The organism is Stenotrophomonas maltophilia group sp. vghtpe118 (assembly GCF_052605195.1).
In genome coordinates this window covers 4,138,071-4,157,196 of the sequence record NZ_CP199672.1, presented here as the reverse complement: position 1 = coordinate 4,157,196, position 19,126 = coordinate 4,138,071, and the positions used below count along the sequence as shown (strand labels likewise).

General features: G+C 67.1%; 17 protein-coding genes. 16 read left to right on the top strand and 1 reads right to left on the bottom strand.

What is annotated here, in order from left to right; genetic code table 11:
- Positions 1–2 precede the first annotated feature (2 nt).
- Positions 3–788 (bottom strand): type I methionyl aminopeptidase, encoded by a 786-nt coding sequence (gene map / locus ACUDTM_RS18995; RefSeq protein WP_032955117.1) that lies wholly within the window; start codon positions 786–788, stop codon positions 3–5.
- A 230-nt stretch (positions 789–1,018) separates the two neighbouring features.
- Here map and ACUDTM_RS18990 point away from each other — a divergent pair, with 230 nt between their 5' ends.
- From ACUDTM_RS18990 to bamA, 16 genes are all read left to right on the top strand, one after another.
- The gene (locus tag ACUDTM_RS18990) at positions 1,019–1,549 is read left to right on the top strand and encodes a Csu type fimbrial protein (protein WP_072166807.1); all 531 of its coding nucleotides are present in this window, start codon (positions 1,019–1,021) and stop codon (positions 1,547–1,549) included.
- Positions 1,549–2,298, top strand: coding sequence for a fimbrial biogenesis chaperone (locus ACUDTM_RS18985; RefSeq protein ID WP_334271700.1), 750 nt, complete (start codon positions 1,549–1,551; stop codon positions 2,296–2,298). The genes ACUDTM_RS18990 and ACUDTM_RS18985 overlap by 1 nt, the downstream gene beginning before the upstream one ends.
- 7 nt (positions 2,299–2,305) lie before the next feature.
- A complete protein-coding gene (locus ACUDTM_RS18980) occupies positions 2,306–4,678 on the top strand; it encodes a fimbria/pilus outer membrane usher protein (protein ID WP_445391451.1) in 2,373 nt (790 codons plus the stop codon).
- Positions 4,675–5,712 carry a Csu type fimbrial protein gene (locus tag ACUDTM_RS18975; RefSeq protein WP_072166810.1) on the top strand — a complete coding sequence of 346 codons (1,038 nt, stop codon included), beginning with the start codon at positions 4,675–4,677 and terminating at the stop codon, positions 5,710–5,712. Before ACUDTM_RS18980 ends, ACUDTM_RS18975 begins: the two co-directional genes overlap by 4 nt.
- A gap of 42 nt (positions 5,713–5,754) precedes the next feature.
- A complete protein-coding gene (locus ACUDTM_RS18970) occupies positions 5,755–6,081 on the top strand; it encodes a hypothetical protein (RefSeq protein WP_245884942.1) in 327 nt (108 codons plus the stop codon).
- Complete coding sequence (locus ACUDTM_RS18965; protein WP_334271697.1) at positions 6,081–6,779, top strand: fimbrial biogenesis chaperone; 699 nt, start codon at positions 6,081–6,083, stop codon at positions 6,777–6,779. The genes ACUDTM_RS18970 and ACUDTM_RS18965 overlap by 1 nt, the downstream gene beginning before the upstream one ends.
- A gap of 219 nt (positions 6,780–6,998) precedes the next feature.
- On the top strand, positions 6,999–7,805 hold the full coding sequence (rpsB, locus tag ACUDTM_RS18960; RefSeq protein WP_005408748.1) for a 30S ribosomal protein S2: 807 nt from the start codon (positions 6,999–7,001) through the stop codon (positions 7,803–7,805).
- 124 nt (positions 7,806–7,929) lie between these two features.
- Positions 7,930–8,805: a translation elongation factor Ts gene (tsf, locus tag ACUDTM_RS18955; protein WP_053463562.1), complete on the top strand. Its 876-nt coding sequence runs from the start codon at positions 7,930–7,932 to the stop codon at positions 8,803–8,805.
- 259 nt (positions 8,806–9,064) lie between these two features.
- Entirely contained in the window at positions 9,065–10,600 is a 1,536-nt protein-coding gene (locus ACUDTM_RS18950; RefSeq protein ID WP_005415855.1) for a GGDEF domain-containing protein, read from the top strand.
- A gap of 120 nt (positions 10,601–10,720) precedes the next feature.
- Positions 10,721–11,449: a UMP kinase gene (gene pyrH / locus ACUDTM_RS18945; RefSeq protein ID WP_005415854.1), complete on the top strand. Its 729-nt coding sequence runs from the start codon at positions 10,721–10,723 to the stop codon at positions 11,447–11,449.
- Between the two features lie 96 nt (positions 11,450–11,545).
- Complete coding sequence (frr, locus tag ACUDTM_RS18940; RefSeq protein WP_005415853.1) at positions 11,546–12,100, top strand: ribosome recycling factor; 555 nt, start codon at positions 11,546–11,548, stop codon at positions 12,098–12,100.
- 5 nt (positions 12,101–12,105) lie between these two features.
- Positions 12,106–12,873, top strand: coding sequence for a polyprenyl diphosphate synthase (gene uppS, locus ACUDTM_RS18935; RefSeq protein WP_049412139.1), 768 nt, complete (start codon positions 12,106–12,108; stop codon positions 12,871–12,873).
- Positions 12,870–13,706, top strand: a complete 837-nt coding sequence (locus ACUDTM_RS18930) for a phosphatidate cytidylyltransferase (protein WP_061480179.1) — start codon at positions 12,870–12,872, stop codon at positions 13,704–13,706. The genes uppS and ACUDTM_RS18930 overlap by 4 nt, the downstream gene beginning before the upstream one ends.
- Positions 13,707–13,708: 2 nt before the next feature.
- Positions 13,709–14,899 carry a 1-deoxy-D-xylulose-5-phosphate reductoisomerase gene (locus tag ACUDTM_RS18925; RefSeq protein ID WP_072166812.1) on the top strand — a complete coding sequence of 397 codons (1,191 nt, stop codon included), beginning with the start codon at positions 13,709–13,711 and terminating at the stop codon, positions 14,897–14,899.
- A gap of 55 nt (positions 14,900–14,954) precedes the next feature.
- Positions 14,955–16,313 (top strand): RIP metalloprotease RseP, encoded by a 1,359-nt coding sequence (rseP, locus tag ACUDTM_RS18920; protein WP_061480177.1) that lies wholly within the window; start codon positions 14,955–14,957, stop codon positions 16,311–16,313.
- A gap of 74 nt (positions 16,314–16,387) precedes the next feature.
- Positions 16,388–18,751 (top strand): outer membrane protein assembly factor BamA, encoded by a 2,364-nt coding sequence (gene bamA / locus ACUDTM_RS18915; protein WP_445391450.1) that lies wholly within the window; start codon positions 16,388–16,390, stop codon positions 18,749–18,751.
- Positions 18,752–19,126: the final 375 nt, after the last annotated feature.

The following is a 19,126-nucleotide window of genomic DNA, read 5'->3' as shown; positions in this document are numbered from 1 at the left end:
CGTCAGGAGACCTGCGACTCGCCCGGCGACAGCGTCAGCACGTCGACGCCGGTCTCAGTGACCGCGACCATGTGCTCCCACTGCGCCGACAGCTTGCGGTCCTTGGTCACCACGGTCCAGCCATCCGGCAGCACCTTGTTGTAGCGGGTACCCTCGTTGATCATCGGCTCGATGGTGAAGGTCATGCCCGGCTGCAGCACCAGGCCCTGGCCCGGGCGGCCGTAATGCACCACCTGCGGCTCGTCGTGGTAGACCTTGCCGATGCCGTGGCCGCAGTACTCGCGCACCACGCTGAAACGCTCGCCTTCGGCATAGCTCTGGATGGCATGGCCGATGTCGCCCAGGGTGGCGCCCGGGCGCACCGCGCGGATGCCGCGCCACATGGCTTCGTACGTGGTTTCCACCAGGCGGCGCGCCATCACCGACGGGGTGCCGACGAAGTACATGCGGCTGGTGTCGCCGTGCCAGCCGTCCTTGATGACGGTGACGTCGATATTGATGATGTCGCCATCCTTGAGCACCTTCCCTTCGCTGGGGATGCCGTGGCAGATGACATTGTTGACCGAGGTGCACACGGTCTTCGGGAAGCCGCGGTAGCCGACGTTGGCCGGAATCGCGCCCTGCACGTTCACGATGTGGTCGTGGCAGATGCGGTCCAGTTCCTCGGTGGTGACACCGGGCTTGACGTGGGGGGTGACGATGTCGAGCACTTCGCTGGCCAGGCGGCCGGCGATGCGCATCATCTCGATTTCCTGCGGGGTTTTCAGATTCACGCTCATGGCACCCATTATCGCCGATCCGGCCGCAATCTGAACGAACGCCACCCAACTGCCGATCCGGGTGATGCACGGTTCCGGCAAGGAAAGTGAAAGCGTGATGGTCTCCGCTATTTCGTCTGCCTAATTATCACGGATTACAGACACTTACGCCTCCTAAGCTGGATCCACCGTCGTCAAAGCGGCACCGAACGTGCCGTCTTCGCCTTGTTCAACGGACCTTCGGGTCAGGGAGGTTGTTCATGCGATCCCCAGTTCGATCCCCGCTGGCATGGGCCGTGGCCGGGTTCCTGCTGTCCAGCCCGGCACTGGCCGCCGACACCACCACCTTCAATGTCACCCTGGTGGTCACCAAGGCCTGCACCATCACGGCGGCGGCCGCCACCAACGTGGACTTCGGCACCGCGGCATCAACCACCACCACGCCCACCCTGGGCCAGGGCACGGTGACCGCCCAGTGCTCGGCACTGACGCCCTACACGATTGCACTGAATGCGGGCGCCAATGCCAGCACCGCCAACGACGTCACCACCCGGCGGATGAAGAACACCAATGCGGCGGTGACCGCCAACAACTATGTCGGCTACCAGCTTTACCAGGATGCCGCACATACCCTGGTCTGGGGCGCCACAACCGGCACCAACACCCAGGCCGGCATCGGCACCGGCCTGGCCGTGCCCTACATCGTCTACGGCCAGATCCTGAACCTGAGCACCAACAACCCGGCCGCCGGTAGCTACCTGGATACGGTTACCGCCACGATCACCTATTGATGGAGCACGCCCGCATGGCCGGATCCCGCCCGTGGCGCGCCACCGGCGTGGCGCTGCTCGCCCTGTACCTGCTTGCCATCGCGGCCGCCGGCGCCACCAGCCTGCAGGTGGCCCCGACCAGCCTGCAGCTGGAAGCCCGCCAGCGTGCCGGCGAATTGTGGCTGACCAACAGCGGCACCTCGCCGGTGAAGCTGCAGGTACGCGTGTTCCGCTGGGTGCAGCAGGACGGCCAGGAACAGCTGCTGCCCACCGATGCGTTGATGGCCACCCCGCCGATGCAGGAACTGGCCGCCGGACAGCAGCAGCTGGTGCGGGTCATGCGTGCGGACAAGGAACCGCCAGCGGCACAGCAACATTACCGCCTGATCGTTGACGAGGTGCCCGACCTGGCCATCCGCGCGGGTGGCATGCAGTTCGTCCTGCGCTATTCGATCCCGGTGTTCGTGCAGCCCTCGGCCGGCACGCTGGCGCCGCAGCTGCAGGCCCGGCTGGTAAAGCTGACGGACGGCCGCAACGGCGTCGAAGTAGCCAATTCGGGCAACAGTTACGCTCAGATCGCCGATCTCGCGCTGGGCGGCGCCACGCGCCCACGCATCGTCCATCCCGGGCTGCTGGGCTACGTACTGCCCGGCCAGGTGATGCGCTGGCCGATCGAACGCACGGCGATCGACCGCGACAACGACCAGATCACGGCCAAGCTCAATGGCGAGTCGGAACAGACGCCACTGTCGCCCCCACCGGCTCGCTGAGGCCATGATGGGCGCGTTGCTGGCTGCCCTGGTTCCCGCGGCGACCGAGGCCGCCGATGTGTCCGGCGTGGCCACGGCGGCTGATGTATCCGGCGTGTCGGCCGATGCGATCCTGCCACCCCCCCCCCCGCTGACCGCCAGCCAGACGCTGTACCTGGATGTGTCGCTCAACAGCACGCCGCGCGGCCTGCTGCCGTTCATCGAGAACCGTGGCCGGCTGCAGGCCAGCCCCGAAGTGCTGCGCCAGCTCGGCTTCAACGCCAGCGGCGATGCACCGGTCTACCTGGACCAGATCAGCGGTGCGGTGGTGCGCTACGACGCCCACATGCAGACCTTGGCGCTGGACGTGCCGCTGGACCAGCTGACACTGCCCACCACCGTGCTCAGCCGCCCGCAGACGCGCGCCCCCACCGGCAGCGCCTCGCCCGGCGTGCTGCTCAACTACAACGTCTACGGCAGCCGGGTGGACACGCTCGGCAACCTCAGCCTGAGCTCGGAGCTGCGCGTATTCGGTATCGGCAATGGCACTTTCGAGAACACCGCCATCAGCCGCCGCTACCAGCAACCCGGCGACCGCCATTGGCGCGGCGAGAGCGTGCGCTTGGACACGCGCTGGAGCCTGGATTTCCCCGATAGCGCAACGACCCTGGAGATCGGCGATTTCTACAGCGGGTTCGTCGACTGGACCCGCCCCGTGCGCCTGGGTGGCCTGCAGATCGGCCGCAACTATGGCCTGCAGCCCTACCGCGTGCTGACGCCCACGCCGAGTTTCCTCGGCCAGGCCGTGGTGCCCTCCACGGTCGAGCTGTATGTCGATGGCCTGCGCCAGTACAGCGGGCAGGTGCCGGTCGGTCCCTTCCAGCTCGCAGCACAGCCCGGCATCAGCGGCACCGGCAGCGCGCAGGTGGTGGTGACCGACGCATTCGGCCGCATGCAGACGCTGGACTTCAGTTTCTACGGCACCCAGCAGCTGCTGGCCAAGGGCCTGTCGGACTGGTCGGTCGGCGTCGGCCACCTGCGCCGGGATTTCGGCGAGCGCTCCTTCGCCTATGACGATCGCACGGTGGCCAGCGCCAGCTGGCGCGGCGGTGTCACCGACACGTTCACCGGCGAGGCGCATGCCGAAGGCGGCGGCGGCCTGGCCCAGGGCGGCATTGGCGGCTGGTGGTTGCTCGGCGCCGCCGGCGTGTTCAATGCCGCCTATGCGCACAGTGACTACCACGGCCTGCAGGGTGGGCAATGGGCGCTGGGCTACAGCTGGAACAACCGTCGCTTCAACGTCAATCTGCGCAGCGTGCGCAGCCACGGCGACTACCGCGACCTGGGCGCGCTGCAGGGCAACCTGCCACCAAGCATCAGCGAGCAGGCCACGGTCGGCCTGGACCTGCTGCGGCTGGGCACGCTCAGCGCCAGCTATCTGCGCCTGCGCTACCCCAACGGCGACGACAACCGCTATGCCAGCCTGTTCTGGTCGCGCACCTGGAGCCAACGCTGGTCGGCCTACCTGTCGGTGAACCAGAACCTGGACCGCAGCGATGACCGCAGCATCTACCTGTCGATGACTGCCAGCCTGGGCAACAATCGCCAGGCCAGCCTCTCCAGCCAGCGCAACGGCGACAGCCAGAGCTGGGTCGCGGACGTGACCCAGCCTGTGCCCGGCGATGGCAGCGCCGGCGGCGTCGGCTGGCGCGCGCAGCTGCGCCACGGCGAGGACGGCAACGGCGGCCTGGCCGAGGTCGGCATCCTCAACGATGTCGGCCGCTATTCTTTCGGTGCCTCGCGCCAGGGCGGGCTCAACTATGCCTACGCCAGTGCCAGCGGCAGCCTGGTGTGGATGGGCGGGCACGCCTTCGCCACGCGCGAGGTATCCGATGCCTTCGCGGTGATCAGCACCAATGGCGTCGGCGGCGTCCCGGTGCGGCTGGAGAACCGCTTGATCGGTGTCACCGACGATCGCGGCCTGTTGCTGGTCAGTCCGTTGCTGTCCTGGCAGCGCAACCGGGTCTCGATCGACACCCTGGACCTGCCCGAAGACATGCGTGCCGACCGCATCGAGGACTGGGTCACGCCGCGCCAGCGCGCCGGCACCCGCGTGACCTTCCAGCTGCGTTCGCGGTCGTCACTGAGCCTGACCCTGCTGGCGATGGACGGCCAGCCTCTGGAGGCGGGCAGCGAGGTGCAGCTGCCTGACGGTCGCCAGGCCACGGTCGGCTACGACGGCCTGCTCTATCTGGAAGACGTCGCCGCCGGCAGCGTGCTGTACGTCACCACCAGCCATGGCCCGTGCCGGGTGAAGGTACCGGACCTGCCCAAGGTGGTGGCGTCCGGTGCCCGCCCGAAGCCGGCACCGCAGCAGTGCATTCCGGAGGTGGCGCCATGAAGGTGCTGCTGCTCGTCCTGCTGCTGTGGGCCGGCCTGCTGGCAGCGGCGCCGGCCGGTGCCACCGCGGTCTGCACGGCGGTCGCCGATCCGACCCTGCCGTTCGGCAACATCAACAGCAATGCACCCGGCCCGAGCACGGCCAACCTCAACATCACGGTGACCTGCACCACCGCCGCGCTGAGCCTGTTGGCCACCACCGGCGTGCGCGTCTGCGTGGGCATCGGCGCAGGCAGTGGCGGCGGCAGCAGTTCCACGTCCCGCACGATGGCCACCTCCACCAGCGACACGATGAATTTCCAGCTATATAACAACGCCAGCTTCGGCCAGGTCACTGGCCTGGTCCCGCGCGGCACGCCGCCAGCGCAGGAGCTGACCATGAGCTACAACGTACCGCTGCTGACCGGCGGCAGTGGTGCGCAGACTGTGCAGCTGTTCGGTCAGATTCCGGCCAACCAGGTCCTGGCCTCCGGCGCGTACAGCAGCACCTTCAGCGGCGCCAGCGTGGTGCTGACCTGGGCCTGGAACGAAGTCCTGCTCGGCACCGCCACCGTTCCCGCCACCTGCAACGGCGGCGCCACCGGTACCAACAGCGCGAGCGCGGCCTTCAGTTTCACCGCCACCGCCAACGTGCTGCCGCAATGCGGCAGCTACGTCACCACCAACATGAATTTCGGCAACGTCACCGGCGGCATCCCGGCCAACATCGACCAGACCGCCACCCTGACCCTGACCTGCCTGAAGAACACCGCCTTCCAGGTCGGCCTGAACAACGGCCAGAACAATCCCGCCGCCACCACCACCCGGCGCATGGCCACCACCATCGGCAACAGCACCTATTACCTCCCCTACGAGCTGTACCGGGATCCGGCACGAAGCCAGCGCTGGGGCAACACCCTGACGGTTGACACGGCCAGCAGCACCGGCACCGGAAGCGCACAGCAGCTGACCATCTACGGCCGGGTACCGCCGGTCACCGGCCAGCCCCCGGCCGGCACCTACAACGACCTGGTGACGGTGACGATCACCTACTGACCTGCGTGCCGACCAACAGTCTGCACCCACCGGACGAAGGCCGTGCCGAGCGCGGGCTCGGCGCTACAGTTGCGGCGCATCCAGCCGATACCGCGCAGCAAGATCTTTCAGCACGGTGGGCAGGTGATTCGCGCATTTCTGATCGGGGCGATGCTGGTCGCCAGCACGCCGGCCCGCGCCGAACCGCGCAGCAGCACGCTGCAGATCCGGCTGACCGTGGTCGAATCCTGCAGCGACGATGCCGGCGCTCCCCGTTGCGCGGCGCCACACCAGCGCAGTGACGACCCCAAGGTGCCGCCCCAGGTCCGCGACCTCGCACCACCGACGACAGACGACAGCGCAATGCCCTCCGTGACCCTCATCTACTGATGCGCGCGCTGCTGATCCTGCTTGGACTGCTGCTGGCGCAGCCCTCGGCGGCGCTGGAGCTGTTGCCGACCACCCTGCAGCTACCCGCCGAAGGCGGCCGCGCCGAACTGTGGCTGCGTAATCCGGGGCCCGGCCGCTGGCAGGGCCAGGTGCAGGTGCTGGCCTGGGAGCAGCAACTGGACGCCGAACGACTGCAGCCCAGCGACCGGATCCGGGTCAGCCCTGCGCGGCTGGACCTGCCCCCTGGCAGCACCCAGCGCGTCTGGCTGCTGCCAGGCGGTCCGCCAGCATCCGTGGGTGAACAGGCCTATCGGATCGTACTGGCGCCGGCCTTGCCGGGATTGCCCCGCTACTCGCTGCCGTTGTTCCGCGGCCCAGCGGCGCCAGCGCTGCATGCCCGGTTGCAGGCCCGCGTCGAGGCACATGGGCCTCAGGCCATGCTGCGACTCAGCAATTCCAGTACGCTGCATGGCCGCCTGCACGATCTGCAGTTCATAGCGGCCGACGGCCAATCGTCGCTGCTGGTGGCCGGGCTGGCCGGCTATATCCTCGCAGGCCATGAACGCCGCTGGCCCCTGCCCGCCCGCCCCGATGGCTATGTGGGCGGCCACTTCCGGGCCCGTCTGCAGGACGGCCGCGAGGTCGATCTGGCCGCATCTGACCCTGCAATTGCAGCGGACGCCCCCAGCGGGCTATAATCGACCGGATTCCTGCCGCCTGCGTGCGCGGGAGCCCGTCCACACCGGACGTCACCGGTGAATCCACACCTGCTGCCCCCATCCGTGCCGGGGTGCTCCGCGAGGAGTTCGGCCACGGAGGCAACAGGGAAGCCCAACCCCGGAACCGATCGCGCTTCCACGCGTCCCGCATACCTATCCCGCGGGCGGAATCGCTGGTTCCATATCAGGAGTATTGCAATGCCCCAGGTCACCATGCGTCAGATGCTGGAAGCCGGCGTCCACTTCGGCCACCAGACCCGCTACTGGAACCCGAAGATGGCTCCGTACATCTTCGGCGCCCGCGGCAAGATCCACATCATCAACCTGGAAAAGACCGTCCCGCTGTTCAACGATGCGATGAACTTCATCTCGTCGGTTGCCCAGAAGCGCGGCACCGTCCTGTTCCTGGGCACCAAGCGCAGCGCCCGTGAAACCATCAAGGAAGAAGCCGAGCGTTGCGGCATGCCGTTCATGAACCAGCGTTGGCTGGGCGGCACCCTGACCAACTTCCGTACCGTCAAGCAGTCGGTTGCCCGCCTGAAGGAACTGGAAGCCGGTGAAACCGACGGCACCTTCGAGAAGCTGGTCAAGCACGAAGTGCTGGGCCTGCGTCGCGAGCGCGACAAGCTGGAAGCCTCGCTGGGCGGCATCAAGGACATGAACCGCCTGCCGGACGCCATCTTCGTGATCGACATCGGCCACGAAGACATCGCGATCAAGGAAGCCAAGAAGCTGGGCATTCCGGTCATCGCCGTGGTCGACACCAACTACAACCCGGAACTGGTGGACTACGCCATCCCGGGCAACGACGACGCCATCCGCGCTGTGCAGCTGTACGCCCGCGCCGCTGCCGACGCCGTGCTGGAAGGCAAGGCCGCTGCGCCGCACGCCGCTTCGGTGCGCGAGGAAGAGTTCGCGGAAGCCGCTGCTGAAGGCGAAGAGAAGCCGGCCCGCCGCGCTCCGGCCAAGAAGGCTGCCAAGAAGGGCGACGACGCCCAGGCCTGATCCAGGCCCGGGTGGACGCCCAGCGTCCACCCTCCCTGCACGCAGCCCCTGGCGCGTGACAGGACCGTGTCACACGGGCCGGCCACCATGCCGGCCCAACCCCTTTCTTTCGTGAGGTAATCCCGTGGAAATCACTGCTTCCCTGGTCAAGGAACTGCGCGAGCGCACCGGCGCCGGCATGATGGAATGCAAGAAGGCGCTTACCGAAGCCAACGGCGACATCAACGCCGCTGCTGAAGCCATGCGCAAGTCCGGCGCTGCCAAGGCCGACAAGAAGGCTGACCGCGTGGCCGCCGAAGGCCGTCTGGGCCTGGCCCAGGACGGCGGCAAGGCCGTGCTGGTCGAAGTCAACTCGGAAACCGACTTCGTCGCCAACGATGACAACTTCAAGTCCTTCGTCAACGCCGTCGCCGCCGCTGCCCTGGCATCGGGCGCCAATGACGTCGAAGCCGTGAAGGCCGCCACGCTGGCCGACGGCCGCACCGTTGAAGAAGCCCGCGCCACCGCCGTGCAGACCCTGGGCGAGAACATCCAGATCCGCCGCATGGTCAAGGTCGACACCACCGGCAACATCGGTGCCTACGTCCACACCAACGGCAAGGTTGGCGTGCTGGTCGACCTGATCGGCGGCGACGTCGAGCTGGCCCGTGGCCTGGCGATGCACGTGGCCGCGCTGAAGCCGCCGCACAACAAGGCTGCGGACGTTCCGGCCGAGTTCGTCGAAAAGGAAAAGGAAATCGAGCTGGCCAAGATGACCGAGAAGGACAAGGCCAAGCCGGCCGACATCCTGGAAAAGATCATCAGCGGCAAGATCAACAAGATCGTCAGCGACGTGACCCTGTACGGCCAGACCTACGTGCTGGGCGACACCACCGTCGAGCAGGTGGTCAAGGCCGCTGGTGCGGACGTGGCAGGTTTCAAGCTGCTGATCGTCGGCGAAGGCATCGAAAAGGTGGTGGAAGACTACGCCGCCGAAGTTGCCAAGGCGATGCAGGTCTGATTCCAGCCCTCCGGCTGTGAAGCGACCAGAAGGAGCCGCGGGAAACCGCGGCTCTTTTTTTATGCATGGGCCCAGGGATTAACCCATGGCCCATCGGTGGGTGCGCACCGTTGGTGCGCACAACCGGCACCTTTGCGTTGCGCTCGAATCAAGCCGATACTCAGTCGCAGGGAATCCTCAGTCACTTAGCAGGAACGAAAATCGCGGACTGTGATGCATTCCTAGGTATTCTTGTCCCAATGGAATTGAACGACCCGACATGCCTCCCGAGCTGACAGCTGCCCTGGCGCTCTGCCGCAACCTGCCTTCGCCACCCGGTATTGCCCTGCGCATCATCGAACTGGCTCAGGACCCGGAAGCGGACATCGCCACCGCCGCCGACATCATCGCCATCGACATGGCGCTGAGCGCTCGCATGCTGCGCATCGCCAATTCGCCGCTGTATGCCAGCCGCCGCCGCATCGAGAACCTCGGCCAGGCGCTGACCATGCTGGGCCTGAACGCCACGATCAGCCTCGCCCTCGGCTTCACCGTCACCCAGGGCCTGACCGGCGGTGGCGCCGATCATGACCTGCGCCAGCGCGCGTGGAAGCGCAGCATCCTCAGTGCCCTGGCCGCCAGCCAGCTGGGCCAGGCGCGCGGCCTGCGCCGGCTGGAGGAGCTGATGCTGGCCGGACTGCTGCAGGACCTGGGCGTGCTGTGCCTGGCCCAGGCCGAGTCGGAGCGCTACCTGCCACTGCTGCGCGAGGCACGCGACAACATCGACCTGGTTTCCCGCGAGCGCGAGGCGCTGGGCTGCAGCCACGCCGACGTCGGCGCCTGGGTGGCCGAGCAATGGGGCCTGCCACGTTACCTGGTGGAGAGCATCAGCCACAGCGAGGACGAGGACGCCGCCGAATCGCCATTCCAGGCCTGCGTGCAACTGTCCGGCGCAGTGGCCGACATCTGGCTGGATAACGATGCCGATGCCGCGCGCGAGCGCGCCCTGCAGCAGGTGCACGACCGCTTGGAGCTGGACAGCGCGCGCTTCGACCAGGTGCTGGCCCGCATCAGCGAGGCCCTGCCCGACATCGCCAGCCTGTTCGATGCCGGCCTCAATTCGCCGGCGCGGGTGCGCGAGCTGATCGATCACGCGCAGGAACTGGCCACGCTGCGCAACCTGCGCGAACTGCAGGATGCCGACCAGGCACGCCGCCGTGCCGACGAATTCGAGGCGCGCGCCAAGCGCCTGGCCGACCAGGCCCATCGTGATGCATTGACAGGCGTGCTCAACCGCCGCCAGCTGGAAGCGGTGCTGGAGCAGGAATTCCTGCGTGCCGGCCGCCAGGGCTGGCCACTGTCGGTGGCCTTCATCGACCTGGACGACTTCAAGAAGATCAACGACGCCCACGGCCACCTGACCGGCGACGAGGTGCTGCGCGCCTTCGCCGGCAAGCTGCAGGGCCAGTTGCGCAACAGCGACACCGTGGCCCGCTTCGGCGGCGAGGAGTTCGTCGCGCTGCTGCCCAACACCAGCGAAAGCGTGGCCCTGGACGTGATCCGCCGGGTGCTGGCCAACATCGTCGCCACGCCGATGGCCGAGCTGGAGGGTGGTCCGCTGTTCGTCACCTTCTCCGCCGGCGTGGCCACCCAGGGCGGCTACGAGCGCTTCGCCGACGTCCAGGACCTGCTGCGCGCCGCCGACGACGTGCTGTACCGCTCCAAGAACCTGGGCCGCAACCGGGTGATCGCCCGCTCGCCGGGGGCGCTGGGCCATGACGAGCTGTCGGCCACGGCCAGCGCCGAACTGGGCTGAACGGGACGCCCCGGCTGATCGGGCGAACCACCGGATTCTGCGCCGCAGTGCACAAAACACTTTGGCACAACGCCGCATGCGCGTAGAATCGCCCGCGATTTCCACGCACCCGAGGTCCCCATGTCCAAGCTCGCCTATCGCCGCATCCTTCTGAAACTGTCCGGGGAGGCGCTGATGGGAGACGAGGACTACGGCATCGACCCCAAGATCATCAATCGCCTCGCCCGTGAGGTCATCGAAGCCCAGCAGGCCGGTGCCGAGGTCGCGCTGGTGATCGGAGGTGGCAACATCTTCCGCGGCGCCGGTCTGGCCGCCGGCGGCATGGACCGCGTAACCGGCGACCAGATGGGCATGCTGGCCACCGTCATCAACGCCCTGGCCATGCAGGACGCCCTCGAGAAGCTGGGTGCCAAGGCCCGGGTGATGAGCGCGATCAAGATCAACGACGTGTGCGAGGACTACATCCGCCGCCGCGCCATCCGCCACCTGGAAAAGGGCCGCCTGGTGATCTTCGCTGCCGGCGTCGGCAGCCCGTTCTTCACCACCGACTCCGGCGCCGCCCTGCGCGCGATCGAGATCGGCGCCGACCTGCTGCTGAAGGCCACCAAGGTCGATGGCGTGTACGACAAGGACCCGAACAAGCACAGCGATGCGGTCCGCTTCGACAGCCTGAGCTACGACGAAGTGATCCGCCGCGGCCTGGAAGTGATGGACACGGCGGCCTTCGCTCTGGCCCGCGACAGCGACCTGCCGATGCGCGTGTTCGACATGGGCCAGCCGGGCGAACTGCTGAAGATCCTCAACGGCGCGAACATCGGCACCCTGGTCCAGGGCCGCGACCCGGCCTGACCCTGAGCGCAAAGCGACAACCGGGCCGATTCAGGCCCGGCAGCGTCCCGTATTCGCCTATAATCGCCCGATTCCAGATACATCCAGGACCGGGCGATGCTCAACGACATCAAGAACAACGCGCAGACGCGCATGGCCAAGAGCATTGACGCTCTGAAGCACACCCTCACCTCCATCCGGACCGGCCGCGCCACCCCGGCCCTGCTGGACCGCGTGACGGTCAGCGCCTATGGCAACGCCAGCACCCCGCTGAACCAGGTCGCGTCGATCTCCAACGCCGACGCGCACTCGCTGCTGGTCACCCCGTTCGACAAAGGCATGATCAAGGAGATCGAAAAGGGTCTCTACAACGCCGAGTTCACTCCGAACACGCTGGGCACTGCGATCCGCATCAACATGCCGCCGCCGACCGAAGAGCGCCGCAAGGAGCTGGTCAAGCAGGTGCAGAAGGAAGGGGAAGGCGCCAAGATCGCGATCCGCAACATCCGTCAGGACGCGAACAAGGAAATCGCCAAGCTGGTCAAGGACAAGGCGATCAGCGAAGACGAGAAGAAGCGCGGCGAAGACGACATCCAGAAGCTGACCGACGCCAACATCAAGGACGTCGACAAGGTCGTTGCCGACAAGGAAAAAGAACTGCTGTCGGTCTGAAGTCGATGCCTTCAGTCCCGCCTCCGTTGCCTGCCTCCCTGCCCCGCCACATTGCCATCATCATGGATGGCAATGGGCGTTGGGCACAGCAGCGCCGTCGCCCCCGCGTGATCGGCCACCGTGCCGGCGCGCGCGCGGTCAACCGCACCATCGAGCGCTGCCTTGAACTGGGCATCCCGGCACTGACCCTGTTCGCCTTCTCCAGCGAGAACTGGGGCCGGCCGCAGGAGGAAGTGGACGCGCTGATGAAGCTGTTCCTCGGTGCACTCGACCGCGAAGTGGACGAGCTGCACCGGCGTGGCGTGCGCGTGCGCTTCATCGGCGAACGCGAGCGCTTCGGCGCCGGGCTGGTCAGCCGCATGCAGCTGGCCGAGCAGCGCACCGCCGACAACACCACCCTGACCCTGTCGATCGCCGCCAGCTACGGTGGCCGCCAGGACATCGCCCGCGCCGCGCGCGCCCTGGCAGTCGAAGTGGCGGCCGGTCGCCTTCTGCCCGAGCAGATCGATGAATCGCTGCTGGGCAGCCAGGTGGCCCTGGCCGACCTGCCGCCGCCGGACCTGTTCATCCGCACCGGCGGCGACACCCGCATCAGCAACTTCCTGCTGTGGCAGCTCGCCTATACCGAACTGTGGTTCACCGAGGCCCTGTGGCCGGACTTCGACGCCGGGCAGCTGCAGCAGGCGCTCGACGCCTATGCCGGTCGCGAGCGTCGTTTCGGCCTGACCAGCGCCCAGATTGCCGCACTGGCCACCGAGACTTCCAGCCCATGACCAAGACCCGAGTCCTTGCCGCGCTGATCATGGCGCCGCTAGCCATTGCGGCGATCCTGCTGCTGCCCACGCAATGGCTGGCCGCCGCCGCCGCCGCCGTGCTGCTGATCGGCCTGTGGGAATGGCTGAAGCTGGCCGGTATCGAAGACACCCTGGCGCGCACCGTGCTGCTGGTGCTGAACCTGCTGCTGATGGTGCTGCTGGTCTGGGCCGATGGCAGCACCCTGGTCCTGTTCCAGATAACCACGCTGGCCGGCGTTGCCTGGTGGCTGGCCGCGCTGGTCTGGTTGCGCTTCTTCAACTTCGGCGCGCAGCCGTCGGCACCCTCGCGGATCCTGAAGATGCTGGCCGGTACCCTGGCCATCGTGCCGGCGTGGGCCGCGCTGGTGCTGATCCATGCCGGCGGCGATCCGCCGGGCCAGCAGGGCCACCTGTGGCTGCTGGCTGCGCTGGCGCTGGTGTGGGCGGCCGACTCGGGCGCCTATTTCGCTGGCCGCCATTTCGGCAAGCACAAGCTGGCGCCGCGGATCAGCCCCAACAAGACCTGGGAAGGCCTGTTCGGCGGCCTGCTGGCCGGTGTCGCCGTGGCCCTCGGCCTGGGCTGGCTGGCTGGCATCGATGCCGCACACCTGCCCGGCCTGTTGATCACCGCGGTGGTGGCGGTGTTCGCCTCGGTCCTGGGCGACCTGTTCGAGAGCCTGATCAAGCGCCATGCCGGCGCCAAGGACTCGGGCCACCTGATCCCGGGCCACGGTGGCGTGCTCGACCGGGTCGACGGCGTCCTCGCCGCCGTGCCGGTGTTCGCGCTGGGCAAGGAAATCTTCGGGTTCTGACCATGAATGCTGCTGCAGACCTGCGCCGGGTCGCCGTGTTCGGCGCTACCGGCTCGATCGGCGCCTCCACGCTGGACGTGATCGCCCGCCACCCGCACCGCTACCAGGCCACGGTGCTCGCTGCCGGCCGCCAGGTGCAGGCGCTGCTGGCGCTGTGCCGCCAGCACAGACCCGCGCACGCGGTGATCGCCGACGCATCGCTGTTCGCCGAGCTGCGTGACGGCCTGCGCGAGGCCGGACTCACCACCGAGGCCCATGCCGGCCAGGCCGCGCTGGACCAGCTGGCCGCCAGCGATGCCTGCGATACCGTGGTCGCGGCCATCGTCGGCGCGGCCGGCCTGTCCTCGACCCTGGCTGCCGCCGCCGCCGGCAAGCGCATCCTGCTGGCCAACAAGGAATCGCTGGTGCTGGCCGGCGAACTGCTGACCCGGACGGCCGAACGTGCCGGTGCCGAAATCATCCCGATCGACAGCGAGCACAGCGCGATCTTCCAGTGCCTGCGCTCGCGCGATGCCAGTGTCGACGGCGCCGGCGTGCGCCGGATCCTGCTGACCGCCTCCGGCGGCCCGTTCCGTGGCCGCAGTCGCGCCGAACTGGCCCAGGTCACCCCCGCCCAAGCAGTTGCCCACCCCAAGTGGTCGATGGGGCCGAAGATCTCGGTCGATTCGGCGACGTTGATGAACAAGGGCCTGGAAGTCATCGAGGCCCACCACCTGTTCGGCGTGCCCGGCGAGCGCATCGAGGTGCTGGTGCACCCGCAGAGCCTGGTCCATTCGCTGGTCGAGTTCGTCGATGGCTCGACCCTGGCCCAGATGGGCCTGCCGGACATGCGCACCACCCTCGCCGTTGGCTTGGGCTGGCCGCAGCGCATCGAATCGGGCGTGGCCGGGCTGGACCTGCTGGCCCAGGGCCGCCTGGATTTCGAGGCCCCGGATACCGACGCCTTCCCCTGCCTGGCGCTGGCCTGGCAGGCGATGCAGGCCGGCGGCACCGCGCCGGCGGTGCTGAACGCTGCCAATGAAGAGGCTGTTTCAGCGTTTCTTCAGGGCCGGATCGGTTTCCTGACGATCCCGGAGCTGGTTGCTAACGCTCTTTCAACACTGCCGACCCAGCCAGCCGATACACTGGAGGTCCTGTTGTCCGCCGACCAGCGGGCACGCCAGCTCACCCTGAACGCCATCGACGCCGCCTGAACGACCGCCTCGCCCAGCATGACGCCGCCGCCCTTGCCCACCACTGTGAGCCTGCATGACTGACTTCATCGGATCGGTCTGGTGGATGATCGTCAGCCTCGGGCTGCTGGTCACCTTTCACGAGTTCGGGCATTACTGGGTCGGGCGCCTGTGCGGGGTCAAGATCCTGCGTTTCTCGGTCGGCTTCGGCCGGCCGCTGTGGTCGCGCCGCGACCGGCACGGCACCGAGTTCGCCATCGCCGCCATCCCGCTGGGCGGTTACGTGAAGTTCCTCGACGAACGCGAGGTCGAAGTGCACCCGCACGAGCGCGGCCAGGCCTTCAACCACAAGACCGTCTGGCAGCGCATCGCGATCGTTGCCGCCGGCCCGATCGCCAATCTGCTGCTGTGCATCCTGCTGCTGTGGGCGATGTTCGTGATCGGCAAGCAGGATTACTCGCCCACCATCGGCCGTGTCAGCGGCATCGCCGCCAGTGCCGGCCTGGCCAGCGGCGACCGCGTGCTGCGCGTGGACGACCGCCAGGTGGTCACCCTCGGCGAGGCCAGCATGGCGCTGACCGCAGCCGCGATGGACCGCCGCGACGTGAAGCTGGAAGTGCTGGATACGGCCGACCAGGTACGCACGCGCACCCTGCCGCTGTCGCAGCTGCCGGCGGGTTTCGATGAGCGGCGGGTGCCGATCCTGGCTGGCCTGCACTGGCAGTCGTGGCTGCAGCCGGCGCAAGTGGAGTCGCTGACTGCGGACTCCGTGGTGGCAGGGCAACTGCAGCCAGGCGACCTGATCGTGGCCATCGACGGCCAGCGCATCGACAGCGTCGACCAGGTGATCGGCGAGATCCAGGCCCTGGGCCGTGCCGGCGGGCCGGGAATGATCGAGGTCCTGCGTGGCGGCGAGCGCCTGGCGCTGGAAGTCACCCCGCGCCAGGGCAAGGACGGCAAGGGCAATCCGGTCTGGCAGATCGGCGTCGGCTTCCCCACCAGCTACAGCCCCGCCTATGACACCCTGCTGCGCTATGGCCCGCTGGATGCGGTGACCGTGGCGGTGCGCGAGACCGGCCGCCTGGCCGCCGACTCGCTGGGCATGATGGGTCGCATCGTGACCGGCAAGGCCTCGCTGCAGAACGTTTCCGGGCCGGTCACCATCGCCCGCGTGGCCAATGTCTCGGCCAAGCGCGGCCTCGACTGGTTCCTGCAGTTCCTTGCCCTGCTGTCGCTCAGCCTGTGCATCATCAACCTGCTGCCGATCCCGATCTTGGACGGCGGCCACCTGCTGTATTACCTTATCGAGTTGGTCAAGGGCAGCCCGCTGAGCGAGCGTGCCATCGCCGCCGGCCAATACATCGGCCTGGCGTTGCTGGCCGGGCTGATGGGGTTGGCGTTCTACAACGACATCCTCGGCCTGGTCCCGCGATGAACTTTTCCACGTTGTTGCCGTCTACAGCGTCGGCATCCCGCACCAATGAAATCGACCTTCCTACCGGACGTGACATGACGCGACTCCCCAATCGCCGCCTGCTGGCCCTCGCCCTCGCCGCCGTCACCGGCGCTCCCGCCCTGGCCCAGGCAGCCGAGCCCTTCACTGTCAGCGACATCCGCGTCGATGGCCTGCAGCGCATCAGCTCGGGCACGGTGTTCACCTACCTGCCGGTGGAACGCGGCGAGACGATCACCGACAACAAGGTCGGCGAGACGATCCGCGCCCTGTACAAGACCGGCTTCTTCGAAGACGTGCAGCTGGACCGCCAGGGCACGATCCTGGTGGTGACCGTCAAGGAACGCCCGGCGATCAACAAACTGACCGTGACCGGCAACAAGGACATCAAGTCCGACCAGCTGCTCAAGGGCCTGTCCGACATCGGCCTGACCGAGGGCGGCACCTTCGATCGCCTGAGCCTGGACCGCGTGACCCAGGAACTGCGCCGCCAGTACAACGACCGTGGCAAGTACAACGTCGACATCACCCCGACGGTGAGCCCGCTGGACCGCAACCGCGTGGACATCGCCATCGCCATCAAGGAAGGCAAGGCCGCCAAGATCCGCCACGTCAACCTGGTGGGCACCGAAAAGTTCGAGAGCAAGGACATCCTGGAGACCTGGGAGTCCAAGGAGCACAACTGGGCGTCGTGGTACCGCCGTGACGACCAGTACTCCAAGGAAAAGCTGTCCGGCGACCTGGAAAAGCTCAATTCCTGGTACCTGGATCGCGGCTACGTCGATTTCAGCATCGATTCCACCCAGGTCTCGATCAGCCCCGACAAGCGCGACATGTTCCTGACCGCGGGCGTGACCGAGGGCGCGCAGTACAAGATCTCCGAGATCAAGGTCAGCGGCGACACCATCCTCCCGCAGGAGGACGTCGAGCGCATGGTGATCCAGAAGTCCGGCGACACGTTCTCGCGTGCCCTGCTGGAATTCAGCTCGGACACCATCACCAATTCGCTGTCCAACATCGGCTACGCGTTCGCCAAGGTGAATCCGATCCCGACCACCAACCGCGCCGAGCAGACCGTGGCCATCAACATGCAGGTCGTGCCCGGCCCGCGCGTGTCGGTGCGCCGCATCCTGTTCCGCGGCAACACCCGCACGTCCGATGAAGTGATGCGTCGCGAAATGCGCCAGTTCGAGAACAGCTGGTACTCGCAGGCCGCGATCGACCGCTCCAAGATCCGCCTGCAGCGCCTGGGCTACTTCGAATCGGTGGAAGTGGAGACCCCGGCCGTCAGCGGCAGCAACGACCAGGTCGACGTCGTCTACAACGTCAAGGAAACCACCTCGGGCAGCTTCGTGTTCGGCCTGGGCTACTCGCAGTCCTACGGCATGACCACGTCGGTGCAGCTGTCGCAGAACAACTTCCTCGGCGGCGGCAACCGCGTGTCGGTCGAAGCCTCGCGCAGCAGCTACCTGCAGCGCTACGGCTTCAGCTACACCAATCCGTACTTCACCGATGACGGCGTGTCGCTGGGCTACAACCTGTCCTGGCGCGAACTGGATTACTCCGACTTCAACACCGCGCAGTACAACAGCACCAACGGTGCCGCGCAGGTGGTGTTCGGCGTGCCGCTGACCGAGACCGACACCGTCTCGCTGATGTTCGGCATCGACAGCAACCAGATCACCACCTACCAGGGCTCCACCCCGCAGTCGATCATCGACTACATCAACGTGCTCGGCAGCAAGACCTTCCATGCCTGGCGCACCGAGCTGGGCTGGGCACGCGACTCGCGCAACGACTACTTCATGCCGACCCGCGGCACCTACCAGCGCGTCGGCCTGGAAACCACGCTGCCGGGCTCGACCATCGAGTACTACAAGCTGAACTACCAGATCAGCAAGTACTGGCCGATCATGCCGTCGCTGGTGCTCAACACTCGTGCCGAAATCGGCTACGGTGACAGCTACGGCAAGGACAAGACCGCGATGGTGCCGGACAAGGATGGCAACCTGCGCTCGGTCACTGCCAGCGGGCTGCCGTTCTACGAGAACTTCTATGCCGGTGGTACCAACTCGGTGCGCGGCTTCGAGGACAACACCCTGGGCCCGCGCGAGGCCACGGACGGCTATCCGGATGGCCAGCCGCTGGGTGGCTCGCTGAAAACCGTCGGTTCGGTCGAAGCCTACTTCCCGCGCCTGTTCGACAGCCCGTCGGCGCGTGTCTCGGCCTTCGTCGACTTCGGCAACGTGTATACCGGCGTGGACAACTTCAAGGCCAACGAGCTGCGCGTGTCGACCGGTGTCGCCCTGCTGTGGCGCGCCCCGGTCGGCCCGATCTCGATCAGCTATGCCTTCCCGCTGAAGAAGGAAGACGGCGACAAGATCGAGCGGCTGCAATTCACGTTCGGTGGCCAGTTCTGAGGAACTCTGTTCCTCAGAACTGACCCACCTCCGGTGAATTGCCCCCCGCATTCACCTATTCCCGCGCCGCTACGCGTGCCATCCATGGCATGCGCCCTTCGGGCCGTTGCATAGCAACGTTGGGAATCGCTCCTGCGATTCCCAGGGGCGCGCCCCCCTTAACAAAGGGGGGCTCTCCACCAGACGGGGCGCGAAGCGCCGGGCATTGCCCGGCGTTTTCGTTTTACTTGCTCGCCGCCGTTACTTCCCGCGCTCGCGTGAAATCATCTGGTGATGGCGCAGGGGGCTGACCAGGACCGTTGGCGCCATGAATGGCGCCATCGAGCCCCCAGGGATGGGTTTACGGCGTGTCCTGGGCAGCCCCCTGCGCCATCA